The organism is Roseospira marina (assembly GCF_014197855.1).
Classification (GTDB): domain Bacteria; phylum Pseudomonadota; class Alphaproteobacteria; order Rhodospirillales; family Rhodospirillaceae; genus Rhodospira; species Rhodospira marina.
The window spans coordinates 472,122-488,699 of record NZ_JACIGJ010000001.1; the positions used below are offsets into that span (position 1 = coordinate 472,122).

General features: G+C 66.3%; 11 protein-coding genes. 3 read left to right on the top strand and 8 right to left on the bottom strand.

Features of this window, described 5'->3' with window-relative positions; all coding sequences use genetic code 11:
- Positions 1-56: 56 nt before the first annotated feature.
- The gene (gene dapB, locus GGD82_RS02250) at positions 57-857 is read left to right on the top strand and encodes a 4-hydroxy-tetrahydrodipicolinate reductase (RefSeq protein WP_150060800.1); all 801 of its coding nucleotides are present in this window, start codon (positions 57-59) and stop codon (positions 855-857) included.
- Positions 858-1,025: 168 nt separating this feature from the next.
- On the opposite strand, the gene GGD82_RS02255 is transcribed toward dapB, so the two are convergent.
- The 4 genes from GGD82_RS02255 to fliI all read right to left on the bottom strand — a co-directional run bounded on the left by GGD82_RS02255 (position 1,026) and on the right by fliI (position 7,039).
- Positions 1,026-2,807: a formate--tetrahydrofolate ligase gene (locus GGD82_RS02255; protein WP_150060398.1), complete on the bottom strand. Its 1,782-nt coding sequence runs from the start codon at positions 2,805-2,807 to the stop codon at positions 1,026-1,028.
- Positions 2,808-2,836: 29 nt separating this feature from the next.
- Entirely contained in the window at positions 2,837-3,784 is a 948-nt protein-coding gene (locus tag GGD82_RS02260; RefSeq protein WP_150060397.1) for a methylenetetrahydrofolate reductase, read from the bottom strand.
- A gap of 207 nt (positions 3,785-3,991) precedes the next feature.
- The gene (locus GGD82_RS02265) at positions 3,992-5,347 is read right to left on the bottom strand and encodes a glycine cleavage T C-terminal barrel domain-containing protein (protein ID WP_150060396.1); all 1,356 of its coding nucleotides are present in this window, start codon (positions 5,345-5,347) and stop codon (positions 3,992-3,994) included.
- 339 nt (positions 5,348-5,686) lie between these two features.
- Complete coding sequence (fliI, locus tag GGD82_RS02270) at positions 5,687-7,039, bottom strand: flagellar protein export ATPase FliI (RefSeq protein ID WP_150060395.1); 1,353 nt, start codon at positions 7,037-7,039, stop codon at positions 5,687-5,689.
- Positions 7,040-7,379: 340 nt separating this feature from the next.
- Here fliI and ctrA point away from each other — a divergent pair, with 340 nt between their 5' ends.
- Positions 7,380-8,081, top strand: coding sequence for a response regulator transcription factor CtrA (ctrA, locus tag GGD82_RS02275; protein WP_150060394.1), 702 nt, complete (start codon positions 7,380-7,382; stop codon positions 8,079-8,081).
- A gap of 6 nt (positions 8,082-8,087) precedes the next feature.
- On the opposite strand, the gene dnaE is transcribed toward ctrA, so the two are convergent.
- Complete coding sequence (gene dnaE / locus GGD82_RS02280) at positions 8,088-11,561, bottom strand: DNA polymerase III subunit alpha (protein ID WP_150060393.1); 3,474 nt, start codon at positions 11,559-11,561, stop codon at positions 8,088-8,090.
- Between the two features lie 45 nt (positions 11,562-11,606).
- On the opposite strand from dnaE, the gene GGD82_RS02285 reads away from it, so the two are divergent.
- Positions 11,607-13,118: a hypothetical protein gene (locus tag GGD82_RS02285; protein ID WP_150060392.1), complete on the top strand. Its 1,512-nt coding sequence runs from the start codon at positions 11,607-11,609 to the stop codon at positions 13,116-13,118.
- A gap of 239 nt (positions 13,119-13,357) precedes the next feature.
- On the opposite strand, the gene GGD82_RS02290 is transcribed toward GGD82_RS02285, so the two are convergent.
- From GGD82_RS02290 to metG, 3 genes are read right to left on the bottom strand one after another with little or no spacing between them, the layout of a single operon-like run.
- Complete coding sequence (locus tag GGD82_RS02290) at positions 13,358-14,179, bottom strand: MBL fold metallo-hydrolase (RefSeq protein WP_150060391.1); 822 nt, start codon at positions 14,177-14,179, stop codon at positions 13,358-13,360.
- 10 nt (positions 14,180-14,189) lie between these two features.
- Positions 14,190-14,990 carry a TatD family hydrolase gene (locus GGD82_RS02295; protein WP_150060390.1) on the bottom strand — a complete coding sequence of 267 codons (801 nt, stop codon included), beginning with the start codon at positions 14,988-14,990 and terminating at the stop codon, positions 14,190-14,192.
- A 3-nt stretch (positions 14,991-14,993) separates the two neighbouring features.
- Positions 14,994-16,550: a methionine--tRNA ligase gene (gene metG / locus GGD82_RS02300; RefSeq protein WP_150060389.1), complete on the bottom strand. Its 1,557-nt coding sequence runs from the start codon at positions 16,548-16,550 to the stop codon at positions 14,994-14,996.
- Positions 16,551-16,578: the final 28 nt, after the last annotated feature.

The following is a 16,578-nucleotide window of genomic DNA, read 5'->3' on the forward strand; positions in this document are numbered from 1 at the left end:
GTGTATACGGGCGGGCGCGGCCGACCCGCCCCCGTGCGGTCAAAGAGGGATCAATGCTGAAGATTGGAATCGCGGGCTGTGGCGGTCGGATGGGGCGCATGCTGGTCCGGCACACCCTGGACACACCGGGCGTGCTGTTGGCGGCCGGGTCGGAGCGGCCGGGAAGTGATCTGGTTGGGGCCGATGTGGCCTCGGTGGTCGGCGCGGCGCCGGTCGGCGCGGTCATCACCGACGATCCAGCGGCCCTAGTGGCAGCGTGCGACGCGGTGATTGACTTCACGACACCCGCACTCACGGCTGTGCACGCCGAGCAGGCGGCGGCGCGGGGTTCGATTCTGGTGATCGGCACCACCGGCCTGGGCGCGTCGGATCTGTCGCTCCTGTCCGAGGCGGCGGCCGACGCACGGATCGTACGCGCGCCTAACATGAGCGTGGGGGTCAACCTGCTGATGGCCCTGACTCGTACGGTCGCGGCCACCTTGGGCGAGGAGTACGACATCGAGATCGTCGAGCACCACCACCGCCACAAGGTTGATGCGCCCTCGGGCACTGCGCTCGGGCTGGGCGAGGCCGCCGCCCAAGGCCGGGGTGTGGATCTTGATGCCGTGTCGGATCGGGCACGGGACGGACATACCGGCGCACGCGAGGACGGCCATATTGGCTTCGCCGTCGTGCGGGGCGGTGATGTGGTGGGCGATCACACCGTGATGTTCGCCGGCCCGGGCGAGCGTATCGAGCTGACTCACAAGGCCAGTGACCGGGGCATCTATGCCCGCGGTGCCTTGCGCGCGGCCCTGTGGGCGCAGGATCGGCCCAACGGCTTGTACAGCATGGCGGATGTGCTTGGCCTCGGGTAAGCGCGCTCTTTCCATACCGGTGTTGCACCGGCTTCCATGTGCTGCCGTCGGCCGGCCTTGTGGGCCCACCGTGAGCGGTCCTTGGCCGCCTGGGCGCTCCGCCTGCCGGCGTCCGCTCTCCAGCCCTGAGCCCCCCGCGAACGCCGGCTGAGACCTCCGGCCGAGACTTTACGTCAAACCCACGACCTCGCCGCCCGGCCCCAAGCCGATATGAAGGGCGGCCGGGCTTTGGGGCAAGCCCGGCATGGTCATGATGTCGCCGCAGATCGCCACCACGAAGCCAGCGCCCGCGGCTAGGCGGACCTCCCGAATCGGCAGCACATGGCCCTCCGGCGCGCCTTTCACTCCGGGATCGGCGGAAAAGCTGTACTGGGTCTTGGCAATGCAGATCGGCAGATGGCCGTATCCCTGCGCGGCAATGTCCTCCAGACCACGCTGCGCCAGCCAGTCCAGGGTGATGTCCGCCGCGCCGTAGACCCGCTGGGCCACGGTCCTGATCTTGTCGGGCAGCGGCATGGAATCCGGGTACAGGAAACGGACCTCCGGCGGGGGAGCATCCAGGCGTTCGGCCACCAAGCGGGCGAGGTTCTCACTGCCGCGACTGCCGTCGGCCCAATGCGAGGCGAGGGCCACGGGCACGCCAACGGCGTCGCAGGCCGCGCGCACCGCGTCGAGCTCCGCGCGTGTATCGCCGGAAAACTGGTTGATGGCGACGATCGGTGCCAGGCCGAACGCCTGCAGATTGGTTACATGGCGCTGCAGGTTGCTGGTGCCGCGGCGAACCGCGTCGGGGTCGGGGATGCCCAGATCGCCCTTCGCGACGCCGCCGTGCATCTTAAGCGCCCGCACGGTCGCCACGACGACCACCGCATGCGGTCGCAGGCCGGATTGCCGGCATTTGATGTGCAAGAACTTCTCCGCCCCCAGATCGGCGCCGAACCCGGCCTCGGTCACGACCACGTCGTTCAGGCGCAGCGCCGTGTCGGTCGCCATGACCGAGTTGCAGCCGTGGGCGATGTTGGCGAACGGACCGCCGTGGATGAAGGCGGGGTTGTGCTCCAGTGTCTGGACCAGATTGGGAGCCAGCGCATCGCGCAGCAGCACCGTCATGGCCCCGTCCGCGCCGATGTCGCGGGCGAAGACCGGGCTTTTGTCGGAGCGTAGGCCGATAACGATCCCGCCCAACCGCTCTTGCAGGTCGGACAGATCCGTGGCGAGGCACAGGACGGCCATCACCTCCGACGCCACGGTGATATCGAACCCACCCTCGCGCGGGATGCCGTGCGCCGGACCGCCGAGTCCGAGGGTGATGTTGCGCAACGCGCGGTCGTTCACGTCCATCACGCGCCGCCAGGACACGCGGCGGACGTCGAGGTGTTGCGCATTACCCCAATGCAGATGGTTGTCGATCAGCGCGGCGAGCAGGTTATGCGCCGCGGTGATGGCATGAAAATCGCCCGTGAAATGAAGGTTGATGTCCTCCATGGGGATGACCTGCGCCCGACCGCCCCCGGCCGCGCCGCCCTTCATGCCGAAACACGGCCCGAGGGAGGGCTCCCGCAGGCAGACGGCTGAATTCAGACCGATTCGGTTCAGCCCGTCGTTCAGGCCGACGCTCGTGGTTGTCTTGCCTTCACCCGCCGGGGTCGGTGTGATGGCCGTGACCAGCACCAGCTGGCCGCGCGGTCGGGTGCGCAGGCCCGCTATGTAGTCGAGCGTGATCTTAGCCTTGGTGTGGCCATAGGGAATAAGCGATTCCGAAGGAATATCAAGAGTGTCGGCCGCCAAATCGAGAATCGCGCGCGGGCGGGCGGCGCGCGCGATCTCGATATCCGGGGTGCCGGGCGGCGGAAGGCCATCCCCCGCCGACGCACAGGACGCGCCGCAGGATGCCGTCCCGGACTCTAGGTCGAAGGAGGCGGGACGGACGGTGGAACGGTGTTGCGACATGCCCTGTCTCCATGGGGCCCGCCGGACCCTCAGATCGCGGGCGATTGCGCGGCGTCCGACGCCGGAGGGCTCGGAACGGTATGCCCGGTCCCGGTGGCCCAGCGTGTCGTGCCCCAAGCGGCTGTCTTGGCGAAGCCACCGAATGGAAACAGATGAACGCCGGCCACCGACCAGACGGCGTCCCGAGTGTGCCCTTTCGAAAGATCGTCGACAATGGCATCGGGTGCCCAGGCCTTCACCAGACCCGCCAACACGTCCGGCCGCCGGGTCAGCACCCGCAAGGATGCCCCGACACCGCACTGCCGGGCGTAGGTGATGAGGGTCGCGGGCTTGGCCGGGCCGGGCAGGCCGACCCGCACCGGCAGCGCGATTCCCTCCTGCGGGAGGGTGCGGAGCCACGCCAAGACGGGTTTGGCGCTGAAGGTGAATTGCGTCACGATCCAGGCGTTCAACCCATGGGCCTCCGCGAAGGCCTGCTTCATACGCAGAGCGTCCCACAAAGCGCCCCGGTTTGCCTGCGGGTGCCCCTCTGGGTGACCCGCCACACCGAATCCGGACAGCCCGGCCGCGTCCAGCAGACCGCTCTCCAACACGCTCCGGGTGTCCTGGAACGGTCCGGCCGGGCGGTCGGCGGATCCGGCGAGCAACAGGATATCGCGCACCCCAACCTCATGAACGGCGCGGCCAAGCCAGTCCGAGAGATCGGCCCGGTTTCGCAGACTGCGAGCGGCGAGGTGGGGCACCGGGCGAAGGCCCTCGCCGCGAAGGCGCCGGCACAACGCCATGACCTCGGCCGGGTCCGTCCCGGGCAGGCTGGTGATATAGACCGCCGTGCCGGCGGGCAGAAGGGCCGCGAAGGACGGAACTTTCCGCGCAGCGCCGGGGGTCACTTCCAGGGAAAAGGATGGCAGGCACGCGCCGGCACGCGCCGACGCCGCGTCGGTGGATGTGCGGAGACCAAGGCTGTCGTAAGGCATGGGGTGTGCCTCTCCCGCCGCCACTGAAGGCGGTCACACGGAGCTGGGGACGCGTGTCAGGGTTCTCCGGGGCATCCTTTGAGCCCCGCGTTTCGACATCGCGTGTCGACACCGTATTTGGCGTGTCCGACTGGCCCGTTGCGCGTGGGCCGGGCAGGGGGCCGGAGCCGGTTGGGGCGGACCCCGCCGGCTCCGGTGTCCCCTTGCTCAGTACGCGGTATCGCGCCCGTGGGAGCGCGCCAGTTCGCGCGCGCTCGGATTGGCCGACGCCCGGAACGGCATCGGCACCACCTGCGCGTTGACGGGCTCTCCGGCACGCTCCGCGTATTCATCGGGCAACCAGACCGTCAGGCGCGTGCCCTCGTGCCGCATCCCATACGGCACATAGCCCATGGCGATGTTGGTGCCCAGCTCCGGCGAGTACCAGGGCGAGGTCACGAACCCGATCGGCGTGCCGGCATCCTCACCGGAGATCAGCCAGAAGTCGGGCGCGTAGTCCGTGATCGGTTCCCCGCCAAGAACGATACCCACGAGCTGAAGCGCATAGGGCGCGCCCCCACTCTCCAGGTCCGCGCGTACCGCCTCCAGGCGGGCTTTGCCGATGTAGTCGGCCGTTTTCTTGCGCGGCACCTGATAGCCAAGGTTGCACTGGAAGGGCAGGGTTTCCTGGTCCAGGTCCTGACCCCAAGACAGGATACCGGCCGCAATCCGGCGGTGGTGGGCTGGGGCGATGACCATCAGGTTATGCTTTGCGCCGGCCTCCAGGACCGCATTCCACATGTCATCGGCGTACAGGGTCGCGTCGCGAAGATAGATTTCGTAGCCGGCCTCGCCCGAGAACCCAGTCTGGGAGATGACCACGTCGCGCCCCCCGACCCGGGCCGCGAGCAGGCCGTAATACGGCACATCCCGAATGGCCGGACCGACCAGATCCTCCATGAGGGCCAGCGACTTCGGTCCCTGGATCTGGACCGGGGCGACGTCGATTTCCCGAATGGACACATTCATCTTCAGGCCGACGTTCACACCGCACAGCCATTGCTCCAGGTCACTGTCCGACAGCGAGAACCAGAACTCGTCCTCGGCGATCCGCAACAGCACCGGATCGTTGAGGATGCCGCCCGCCTCGTTGCAGAGGATCACGTACTTGCCGTTCATCGGCTGGATACGAGTGACGTCGCGGGTCACGACGTAGTTCACGAACGCCTCGGCGTCCGGCCCCTTGACCTGAATCTGTCGCTCAACGGCGACGTTCCACATGGTCACATGATTGACCAGCGCGTCATACTCGACCATGGCGCCCCCGTCCTCGGGCCGGACGTAGCCGCGCGGGTGATACATGCGATTATAAACGGTCGCGCGCCAGCATCCGGCCTGGTGGGCCAGGTGCCAATAGGGCGACTTTCGGACGCGCGTGGAAATCAGCATCTGCACCGGCGTCGGGCCGCTCTGACGCAGGTTGATCGGAACCGTCCGGTCCGACTGGTCAACGGTCAGGCACTGGCGGTTGGTAAGGTCGGTGGTCGCGGCAAGGGCGGCTCCGGGGGCAAGCGGTGTGTCCATGGGTCCGTGCTCCACTGCGTTGGGCTTGACCCTGGAAGGTTGCCGCGTTCATTCCGGCCGCGATCGCCCAAATCCGACGTACATTGTCTCAGTTCCGTCATCGCGGAACAGAGAGCGACCGATTTCGCAGGTGCAGCGGAAGTCCGCCGCCTATCGAAGGGCGGAACGGCGGAGCCACGGCGGGACATACTGGGTTCGAGAGGAATTGCCGAGCGATCCCGTCGGACTCTCAAGACGCACGGAGACGATCGGCTCATGGTCGCCAATGCGGCGTTTCGGACCCCCATATCCGCGCCGGGGCGTCGGCTTTTCGTCGCTTCGGTGGTCGGGGAGGGGCCCTCAGCCCGACTCTGAAGCGTCGGGCGGGCGCGTCTGGAGGATGGATCGCAGCTTGGCATAGCCGGCGTCCAGATCGGTGGCCTCGTCCTTGCGCTGGGCCAGGAAATTTTCGATGGCCGGGTAATAGTGGATCGCGGCATCGACGTCCGCGTTGGAGCCCTGGCGGTAGGCGCCCAGGCGGATCAGTTCCGCCATGTCCTCGTAGGTCGTGATGATCTGACGCGCCGTGTTGACCAGCGCGTTCTGTTCGTCCGTATTGCACATGGGCATGGTCCGGGAGACCGACCGCAGGATGTTCACCGCCGGGTAGCGGTTGCGCTCGGCAATGGACCGATCCAGCACGATATGACCATCGAGAATGCCGCGCACGGCATCGGAAATCGGTTCGTTGTGGTCGTCGCCCTCGACCAGCACGGTGAACAGCCCGGTGATGGATCCACTTCCGGCAACGCCCGGTCCCGCGCGTTCAAGCAGGCGCGGCAGTTCCGCGAATACCGTTGGCGTATAGCCCTTGCTGGCTGGGGGTTCGCCGGCCGAGAGACTGATCTCGCGCTGTGCCATCGCGAAGCGGGTGATGGAATCCATCAGACACAGGACGTTCTTGCCCTGGTCGCGAAAGTACTCAGCGACGGTTAGGGTGGCGTAGGCGGCCTGACGGCGCATCAGCGGGCTTTCGTCCGACGTGGCCAGGACCACGACGCTGCGTGCCATGCCGGCTTCGCCGAGGTCGTCCTCAATGAACTCGCGGGCCTCACGGCCGCGCTCCCCGACCAGCCCGATGACGACGACTTCGGCGTGCGAGTGTCGGATCAGCATCGACAGGATCGTGGACTTGCCGACGCCCGACCCTGCGAAGATGCCCATGCGCTGGCCCTGGCAGCAGGTCAGGAAGGTGTTGAGCGCGCGCACACCCAGGTCCAGCTTGCCGCCGACACGCTGGCGCTGATGGGCGGGCGGTGGCTGGGCGCGCACGGGATAGGCCCGGTCCCCCAGGGGGATCGGGCCCTCGCCGTCGACGGCCTCGCCGAACGCATTAATGACGCGCCCCAGCCATTCGTCCGAGGGCCGCAGCATGGGTGCACTCTCGGTCAGTTCAGCCCGGCACCCCAGGCCAATCCCATCCAACCCGCCGAACGGAAGAAGCAAAGCGCAGCCCGATCGAAACCCCACCACCTCGCAGGGCACCGTCCGCCCGTCCCGGGCCATGATCTGGCAGCGATCGCCGACCGACAGGTTGCCCTGAACCCCGCCGATTTCGATCACGAGGCCGCGCACGCTAGCGACCCGGCCGAACAGGCGTTCGGTCGGAAGACGTTCGATTTCACCGATCAGAGTGGCCATCAGGTTGGACATACGTCCTACCGCCCCCTTGCATCCGCCGGAACCGTTCCCAAACTCTTAACGCATCCAAGCACACGCACAACACATCCGGTCGCGTTGACGTGCCGCGTACCGGCGTGATAGTGATTAAGAATGGTTAAAGCTGGGTGAAGAGGTAGGGTGCGGGACACCGGGTGGCGCACCGAACCCAGCATGGGCGCGGGACATGGCCTCTCTCAGGGTCGCTTTTCGGATCAAGGGTCGTAAAGCTCGGGGTCTGATGGGGGGCGCGGGGGAAGACCAGAGACCGTGTCGAGAATGTTATTCGGAGGGGCTGGGGGGCACTGGTCTCACGGAAAGAGGACCGCGCAACATGCGGGTTCTTATTATTGAAGACGACCCGGTTACGGCCGAAGCGCTGGCAGTTATCCTTCGGCGCGAGGGGTGGGTTTCCGACAAAACGGATCTGGGCGAGGATGGCCTGGAGATCGGCAAGCTGTATGAATACGACATCATACTGCTGGACCTGATGCTCCCGGACATGGATGGCCTGGACGTGATCCGTGGGTTGCGGGCCGCGCGTGTCGAAACGCCGGTGCTGATCCTGTCGGGCATCGACGAGGCCTCGCGCAAGGTCAAAGGTCTGGGCATCGGGGCCGACGACTACCTGACAAAGCCCTTTGACCGTGGCGAGCTGCTCGCACGGATCCAGGCGATCGTGCGGCGATCGCGGGGCCATGCGCAGCCCGTGGTGCAGGTTGGCCGTCTGGCCGTGAATCTGGAGACGCGGGCCGCCGATGTGGATGGTCAGCCCCTCCACTTGACCGGCAAGGAATACGGCATCCTTGAACTGCTGGCGATGCGGCGTGGCAACACGCTGACCAAGGAGCAGTTCCTGAACCACCTCTACGGTGGGATGGACGAGCCGGAACTGAAGATCATCGACGTCTTCATCTGCAAGCTGCGCAAGAAAATCGCCAAGGCCACCGGCGGCGACACCTACGTCGAAACGGTCTGGGGCCGGGGCTACCGCCTGTGCGAACCCATGGAGGAGGCCGCCGCGCAGTCCGCGTGACGGCCGCTACACCTCTCGGACGTCCAGGATCCCGGGCACGGACCGCAAGGCGATCAGCGTTTCGGGCGCCAGTCCGTGGCGCCGGGGCACTTCGATCTCGACATCCCGTTCTGGAGAGCGCGGCACCAGAAACACGCGCTTCTTCCCGGGCGGATCCGTGTCGAGGATCTCCTTCACTCGGCTTAGCGGGCCGGACTCGCCAAAGTAGATTTTGAGCTGCGCCACGGTCTTCGCCACGGCAACGTCGAGGCTGTCCACGGACTGGACCATCAGGCGGACGTCGTCGCCTTCCCCTTCCACCCGCGCATCGACCCCGACCAGAAGCGGCTGCTGGGATTCCAGCATATCGCGGGCGGTATTCAGGACCTCGGAGAACACGACGGCTTCAAGCGTGGCACTGGCGTCCGAAAGCTCCACGAAGGCATAGCGTTTGCCGGTCTTGCCGGTGCGTTCCTTCTTGGCACCAGCGATGACGGCCACCTTGATCGCGCCGCGCGTCTCGCCGCGTCGGACGTGACGGGCGAGGGCGGCCAGCGGCACCACGCCCAGACGCTCCAACCCCGTGGCGTAGCTGTCCAGCGGGTGGGCCGACAGATAAAAGCCTACCGCATCGCGTTCCATCGCCAGCCGTTCCATCGGCGGCCAGTCGGACCGTTTCGGCAAGGGCAGGGCAGGAGTCTGGTCAGCACCGCCGAACAGGTTCACCTGATTGGAGGTCCGCTCTTCCGCCGCACTCTGGGCATGGCGCAGGATGGTGTCGATGGCGTCGAACACGCGCGCGCGGTTGCCGTCCAGGCTGTCGAACGCACCCGCCTTGACCAGATTTTCCAGCAAGCGCTTGTTGACGGCTCGGGTGTCGAGCCGGCGGGCAAAGTCACTGAGATCCTTGAAGGGGCCGCCCCGCTCGCGCTCCTCCACCAGGGCGGCCATGGCAGCCTCGCCCACGTTCTTGATCGCAGCGAGGGCGTAGCGGACGGCGCCGTCCTCGACCGAGAACGCCACCTCCGACCGGTTGATATCGGGACCGAGCAAGGCGATGCCCAGCCGTTGCAGCTCCGTCTTGAACGCGCCCAGCTTGTCGGTGTTGTGCATGTCGTAGGTCATGGTCGCGGCCATGAACTCGACCGGATAGTTCGCCTTCATATAGGCGGTCTGATAGGCCACCAGGGCATAGGCTGCTGCGTGCGACTTGTTGAAGCCGTAACCGGCGAACTTGGCGATCTGGTCGAAGATTTCCGACGCGTTTGCCGCCGAGATGCCCTCGGCCTCCGCGCCCTGGCAGAACATGGATCGTTGTTTGTCCATCTCGGCCTGGATCTTCTTGCCCATCGCGCGGCGCAGCAGATCGGCGCCGCCCAGGGTGTATCCCGCCAGGAACTGCGCGGCCTGCATGACCTGCTCCTGGTAGATCATGATGCCGTAGGTTTCGCGCAAGATTGGCTCCAGCTTCTCGTGCATGTAGTGCACGGGCTCCAGACCCTGTTTGCGGCGGATGTAGCTGGGGATGTTGTCCATCGGACCGGGGCGGTACAGAGCCACGACGGCGATGATATCCTCCAGGGAGTCCGGCTTCATGTTCCGCAGCACGTCGCGCATGCCCGTGCTTTCCAACTGGAACACGCCGGCGGTTTCGCCGCGCCCGAGCATGGCGTAGCTGTCCCGGTCGTCCAGGGGCAGGGCGGACAGGTCCACGGTGATGTTGCGGGGCCGCAGCAGTTTCACGGCGCGGTCCAGCACCGTGAGCGTCTTCAGGCCGAGGAAGTCGAACTTCACCAGACCGGCCTGCTCGACCCACTTCATATTGTACTGGGTCACCGGCATGTCGGCGTTGGGATCGCGGTACAGCGCCACCAGCTCCGACAGCGGTCGGTCGCCGATCACCACGCCGGCGGCGTGAGTCGAGGCGTGGCTGTACAGGCCCTCCAGCTTGACGCCGATATCGAGCATGCGGGCCACCTGCTCGTTCTCGCGCTGCAGTTCCTGAAGGCGCGGCTCACCCCGGATCGCCTCGGGCAGAGTGCACGGCTTGGCCGGGTTGTTCGGGACCATCTTGCAGATCTTGTCCACGAACCCGAGCGGCATTTGCAGCACGCGGCCGACGGAGCGCAGCACGGCGCGGGCCTGAAGCTTCCCGAAGGTGATGATCTGGGCGACCTTGTCGTCGCCGTAGACGCCCTGGACGTAGTGGATGACTTCACCGCGCCGGTCCTGGCAGAAGTCGATATCAAAGTCCGGCATGGACACACGTTCGGGATTCAGGAACCGCTCGAACAGCAGGTTGAAGCGGATCGGATCCAGGTCGGTGATGGTCAGCGCCCAGGCGACGACCGATCCCGCGCCGGAGCCACGCCCGGGACCCACGGGAATGTCGTGCTCCTTCGCCCACTGGATGAAGTCCGCAACGATCAGGAAATACCCGGGAAAGCCCATCGACTCGATGATGCCGAGTTCATAATCGAGGCGCTCGCGGTAGGGGCGGGCGGTCGTTTCCCGCGCTTCCTCGGTCATGTCGTCCGTGAACACGTGTTTGTGCAGGCGCTTGGCGAGCCCATCATCGGCCAGAGCGCGCAAGGCCTCCGCCTCGGTCCGGCCGCTGGCCTGATGCGCATGCGGCAGGATGGGCTTGCGCCGCACCGCCATGACGGCGCACCGGCGGGCGATGGTCAGCGTGTTGTCGCAGGCTTCGGGCAGATCGGCGAACAGCTCCCGCATCTCGTCGGCGGTCTTGAAATAGTGCTCGGGGGTCAACCGGCGCCGATCCGACTCATCCACGAAGGTCTTTTCCGCCATGCAGATCAGAACATCGTGCGCCTCGAACATGTCCCGGCCGGGAAAGAACGGCTCGTTGGTTGCGACCAGGGGGATGTTCTGGGCATAGGCCAGATCGATGAGCGCCGACTCGATCTGGTCCTCGGTGGCCATGCCGTGGCGTTGAATCTCGACGTAGCAGCGCCCATCGAAGGCCGCCGCTTGTCGGGCGAGGGCGGCCGCCGCGTCCTCCGGTCGGTCCTCCAAAAGAAGGCGCCCGACCGGCCCCCCGACTCCGCCCGTCAGCAAGATCAGCCCTTCATTGGAGGCTTGGAGGTCCGCGAAATCCACCTGGGGCCGCTCCCCGGACGGTGTTTCCAGGAACGCTTTGCTGATGAGGGCCTGCAAGCGCGTGAGCCCGCTTTCCGACTGCGCCAGCAGGACCACCGAGTCCGGTTCGGGCCGCCGCAGATCGCGCGGGCCGACACCCCGACGGCGCGGCTCGTCGGTGTTCCGCACCGCCATTTGACAGCCCACGATGGGCTGAACGCCGGCATCCGCGCAGGCCGTGGAGAATTCCAGGGCACCGAACACGTTCCCCGTATCCGTGATGGCCACCGCCGGCATGGCGCTTTCCGCGCACCGACGGACCAGATCCTTGACCTGGATCGCCCCCTCGGACATGGAATAGGCCGTATGAACGCGCAGATGGACAAAATCGGTACGGGCCATGGGGTTCCTCGTGGAGCGACCGGTGCAGCGGACGAAGGACGGCGCATGGTATCGAACCCAAACGGCCGTGTCGCCCATCCCCGCAAGGAAGTGCGATACAGCGATGTGCGGACGCGGTCCGTGCGGTGGGCCGCATGGGGCCTTTGGGCTGCCGTCCTTGTGCTCGGCGCGCCCGCGCTTGCCAGCACGGACGATCCCGGATCAGACGTCGACGCCACGGCCGATGAGCGCCCGGCGGTGACCCTGTGCACCGCGCCGTGGCCGCCGTTCGTGGTCGCCTTGCCGCTGCCGGAACCCCCGGCGCCTCCAGTGCCGCCCGGCGCGAAGCCTGATCCCGCCAACCTCGGTTTCGGCCAACCGTCGCAGACCGACGCTGGCGACACGGCGATACCAGCGGAGGTTGATCCCGCCGCCGAACAGGTCGAGGTGGCGGACGCGGATGGGGCAGGGGCGGGTGACGCCCAGGACCCTCCGCCCGTGCCCGATCGTCCCACGGCGTCCGATGCCGGGGAGCTGCCTCATGAGGTCGCCGGTCCCGCGTCGGACGTCGAGGTGCTGCCGCCCGAAGCCCCCTGGTCCAAGAGCATGGCCCGGATCGCCGTCGCGAACGCCTTCGACCGTCAGAGGGCGGAGGCCTCGGTTGTTCCACCGCGCCCTGATTCCAGCGACGATGGACCGACGACGACGCGAAGGGTCGATCTCGATCCATTGGAGGCCGAAGTTGCGTCAGCCCCCCCGATGGACGAAACCTCGGGTGAGGCGAGGGCGGCCAATCCAGACACCCCCGATGATGGAACCTCGGATGACGAGGCTGCCACCTCCACCGATGACGGACTCCCAGACCCGATTGCGCCGGCAGCCGGGGCGCCTCTGGCCGGTCTCGACGGTATCCAAACGCCTGCCGCACGGGCCTTGCTGCCGCAGGGCTTGGCGGGTGGGCCCATGACGGAGGTGGTCCAGGCAGCCTGCGAAGCCGGCGGCTTGCGGTGCCGGGTCTCCCTGGTGCCCTGGATCCGGCCCCGCGGCCAACTCGATGTCGGCCCATGCGACGCGATCTTTCCGGTCGAGGATGCGCCCAGCACGCGCGGCTTCATGACGGTGTCCCGTCCGGTCGTGGACAGCCGGCTTGCGTTCTTTACCCTCGACACGTCGATCGACGAGGTTGGGGACCTGACCGAATTCGTCATCATGGCGCGGGGTCCGTCCGAGGCGGCCCAGCATGCGGCGGAGGCCGTGAGCCACCTGGACAAGAGCGCCGTAGTGCTGGGACCGGACCTCGACAGTCTGATCCGCCGCCTGATCGGACTGCAACCGACGGACCGGATCGCACTGTATGGGAACTATCACGTCGTGACCCAGGCCATGCGGCGGTTCGGCAGCCGCGTTCCGGCGCTTGGCGTGGTGCCGGACCGCAATCAGGTCCTGCGGGTCGGGTTCGCCCGCGACCGGGTTCCAGGTCCCGTCATCGAGGCCTTTGATGCCGGCCTGAAACGCCTTCACGATACGCGCCGGCTCCAAACCATTCTCGATGCCGGTAACATCGCGCCCATAAATTAGAAAAGACGAAAGTGGACCCGGCCACGGGATTGCCCGTGGCCGGTCGTTCTTAAGCTGTATCAAGGAGATAGCCAGGGGGCGGTCGGGTGGACCCGTCCATGTGTCAGATCCGAAAGTCGCATAATGTATATTATGAATAGTTAGAAAGACCGGATTTCGGGCGTTCGGCCGAGCCCATCGGCCAGGATGGCCGCTGCCTGTGATTTATCTACTAGTAGATAGCGCGTCAGTGGCGGCCCTCAGTCTGCCGTATCCGGAATGTCGAGCACCATGCCGTCGTACGCCGGCTCCGCATCGGCCGGCAGCGCGCGTCGAAGGGCTGCATAGTCCAGGCCGAGGCCCATATGGGTCAGGATAAGCCGGCGCGGCTGGACCCGTTCGGCCCACGCCAGCACTTGATCGACGTGGGCATGGGTCGGGTGCGGTTTCCACGAAATGCAGCCGACGACCCAGGTATGGATCCCCTGAAGGACCTCAAACGCCGCCTCGTCGAGCGAGACGACATCCGTGCTGTACGCAAATCCGGCCCCGAACCGCAGACCCTGGGTCTTCATGACCTTATGGTCCTGAATAAAGGGTGTGACGGGGACACCGGCGAGGGTAAAGGGCCCGTCCATGAGGCGCGGTACGAGAAGCGGCCGGGAAATCCAGCGCATCTCATCGGGCAACGGCGCCACGGCATACGGAAACCGCGCCGCGATCACATTCAGCGTGGCGGTGTCGGCATGAATGTCGAGCGGTCCATGCAACGCGCGATTGACCTCGCGTAAGTCGTCCAGACCATGCAGATGATCGGCGTGAGCGTGTGTGTAGATCACAGCGGACAACTGCCGCACACCGGCGGCCAGGAGCTGGTCGCGCATGTCCGGGCTGGTGTCGACAAGAATGGGATCCGGGACAGCATCATCGGGTGCGTCGCCCTGCCCCGCTCCGTTGGGTGTCACCAGAATGGACGCACGGGTGCGCCGGTTCCGTGGCTCGGCGGGATCGCAGTCGCCCCAGCCGCCGGCGATGCTTGGCACGCCCGGTGCCGCGCCGCAGCCGAGAATGGTAACCTGCATGGGGTCGGGTTTACTCCGCTGCGGCGGCCGCCGCCGGGCGCCGAGCCTTGGTGAACAGCCGATAGAAATTGTCCGTGGTCGCGGTTGCCAGTTCGTCCGGCGTCACGCCCTTCACCTCGGCCACCACGGCGGCCGTCAGGGCCGTGAACGCGGGCTCGTTGCGTTTGCCGCGCTTGGGCACTGGCGCCAGATACGGAGCATCGGTTTCGACCAGCAGACGGTCGAGCGGCACCGCGCGCACGGTCTCGCGCAACGCCTCCGCCTTCTTGAACGTGACGATCCCGGAGATCGAAATCATAAAGCCAAGTTCTAGAGCTTTTTCAGCGAGGTCCAGGCCAGAGCTAAAGCAATGTATGAGGCCCGGAAAGGCCCCTGCACGGGCTTCATCCTGGAGGATCCGGACGGTATCGTCGTCGGCCTCCCGGGTGTGAACCACCACCGGCAGATCGGCGACGCGAGCGGCGCGAATGTGCTCGCGAAAGCTCCGTTCCTGCGCCGCGCGCGGGCTGTGCTCGTAGAAAAAGTCCAACCCGGTCTCGCCAAAGCCGATCACCTTCGGATCGTCGGCCATCGCCACCAACGTCTCGGCCGACGTCTCGGGTTCCGTTCCAGCCTCGTGCGGATGGATGCCCACCGTACAGTCGACCGTGTCGAACCGGCGCGCCGTCGCCAGTACCCGCTCGAACCGGGTCACGTGGGTGCAGATGGTGACCATGTGACCAATGCCGGCCCGGTGCGCGCGCGCCACCACCTCGTCCAGGTCCTCGGCGAGATCCGGGAAGTCCAGATGGCAATGGCTGTCGACGAGCATGGGTCAGGCCTCGGTTTCGGGATCCACGTAGCGCGGAAAGATCCCCTGGGGCTTCGGCAGCGGGGTGCCGGGAACCAGCGCCCCACCCTCGCCCAGGGTCTCAAATCCGCGCGTCTCAGCGTCCAGTGCAAGCTGGTCAAGCATCCGCGCCGCCGAGTCCGGCACCACCGGCTGCATCAGGATCGCTACGTGACGGATGGTCTCCGCCAGGACGTAGAGAACCGTGGCCATGCGATCAGGGTCGGTCTTACGCAACGCCCAGGGCGCTTGATGATCCACGTAGGCATTGGCCGCGCGGATCACAACCCAGATCGTCTCGAGGGCCTCGTGGAAGGCCTGCCGGTCCAGGGCGTCGCGCACCTGCCCGAGCAGTCCGTGCGCCTGCGCCAGCAGTGCCGTGTCCTCAGGGCTGAACGGCCCGGGTGTCGGCACGGCGCCCCCACAGTTTTTGCCGATCATCGACAGCACGCGCTGGGCTAGATTCCCCAGATCGTTGGCGAGTTCGCCGTTCATCCGGTTGACCATCGCCCGGTGGGAGAAGTCGCCGTCGTTGCCGAACGGCACCTCGCGCATCAGGAAATACCGGACCTGATCCAGGCCATAGGTCTCCACCAGCGCGAGCGGGTCAATGACGTTGCCGAGCGACTTTGAGATCTTCTGGCCTTCGTTGGTCCACCAGCCGTGGGCGAACACGCGCTTCGGCGGCTCCAGACCGGCCCCCATCAGGAACGCCGGCCAATAGATCGCGTGGAAGCGCACGATGTCCTTGCCGACCATATGCAGGTCGGCCGGCCAGTGGGTCGCGTACTGGCCATCCTGCGTGTTCGGATAGCCGACGGCTGTGATGTAGTTCGTCAGCGCGTCCAGCCACACGTACATGATGTGCTCATCGTCGCCCGGGACGGGCACGCCCCAGGAGAACGTCGTGCGGGAGACGGACAGATCGGTCAGGCCGCTTTTGACGAAGCTGATCACCTCGTTGCGGCGGCTGTCCGGCGCGATGAAGTCCGGGTGGCTGTCATAGAACGCCAACAGGCGATCGCCCCACTGGGACAAGCGGAAGAAGTAGCTGGGTTCTTCCACCCACTCGACCTCGGCGCCGCTCGGCGCCCGGCGCACGCCATCCGTCCCGACCGTCAGTTCGTTTTCGCCGTAGAACGCCTCGTCCCGCACCGCATACCAGCCGGCGTAGCTGCCGAGATAGATCTCATCCCGCTTGATCAACTCGTCCCACAGCGCCTGACAGGATGTGACGTGCCGGGCTTCCGTGGTGCGGATGAAATCATCGTTGGAGAAGTTCAGCGCCTTCGCCAGATCGAAGAAGTTCTTCGATACCATGTCTGTGAACGCCTGCGGGTCCATGCCGCGTGCGTGGGCGGACTTCTCCACCTTCTGGCCGTGCTCGTCGGTGCCGGTCAGGAACTTGACGTCGAAGCCGTCCAGCCGCTTGAACCGGGCCGTCACGTCACACGCGAGTGTCGTGTAAGCGTGCCCGATGTGCGGACTGTCGTTCACATAGTAAATCGGCGTCGTGATGTAGAACGGGGGGCGGCCCGACATGGGGACGTGCTCCGGAACAGAGGAAGCG

Bases quoted from the DNA above. Each gene is read 5' to 3' on its own strand.
- fliI (WP_150060395.1), bottom strand. From the start codon at position 7,039: ATGTCCAACCTGATGGCCACTCTGATCGGTGAAATCGAACGTCTTCCG.
- GGD82_RS02285 (WP_150060392.1), top strand. From the start codon at position 11,607: ATGGTATCGAACCCAAACGGCCGTGTCGCCCATCCCCGCAAGGAAGTG.
- ctrA (WP_150060394.1), top strand. From the start codon at position 7,380: ATGCGGGTTCTTATTATTGAAGACGACCCGGTTACGGCCGAAGCGCTG.
- dnaE (WP_150060393.1), bottom strand. From the start codon at position 11,561: ATGGCCCGTACCGATTTTGTCCATCTGCGCGTTCATACGGCCTATTCC.
- GGD82_RS02260 (WP_150060397.1), bottom strand. From the start codon at position 3,784: ATGCCTTACGACAGCCTTGGTCTCCGCACATCCACCGACGCGGCGTCG.
- metG (WP_150060389.1), bottom strand. From the start codon at position 16,550: ATGTCGGGCCGCCCCCCGTTCTACATCACGACGCCGATTTACTATGTG.
- GGD82_RS02255 (WP_150060398.1), bottom strand. From the start codon at position 2,807: ATGTCGCAACACCGTTCCACCGTCCGTCCCGCCTCCTTCGACCTAGAG.
- GGD82_RS02290 (WP_150060391.1), bottom strand. From the start codon at position 14,179: ATGCAGGTTACCATTCTCGGCTGCGGCGCGGCACCGGGCGTGCCAAGC.
- GGD82_RS02295 (WP_150060390.1), bottom strand. From the start codon at position 14,990: ATGCTCGTCGACAGCCATTGCCATCTGGACTTCCCGGATCTCGCCGAG.
- GGD82_RS02265 (WP_150060396.1), bottom strand. From the start codon at position 5,347: ATGGACACACCGCTTGCCCCCGGAGCCGCCCTTGCCGCGACCACCGAC.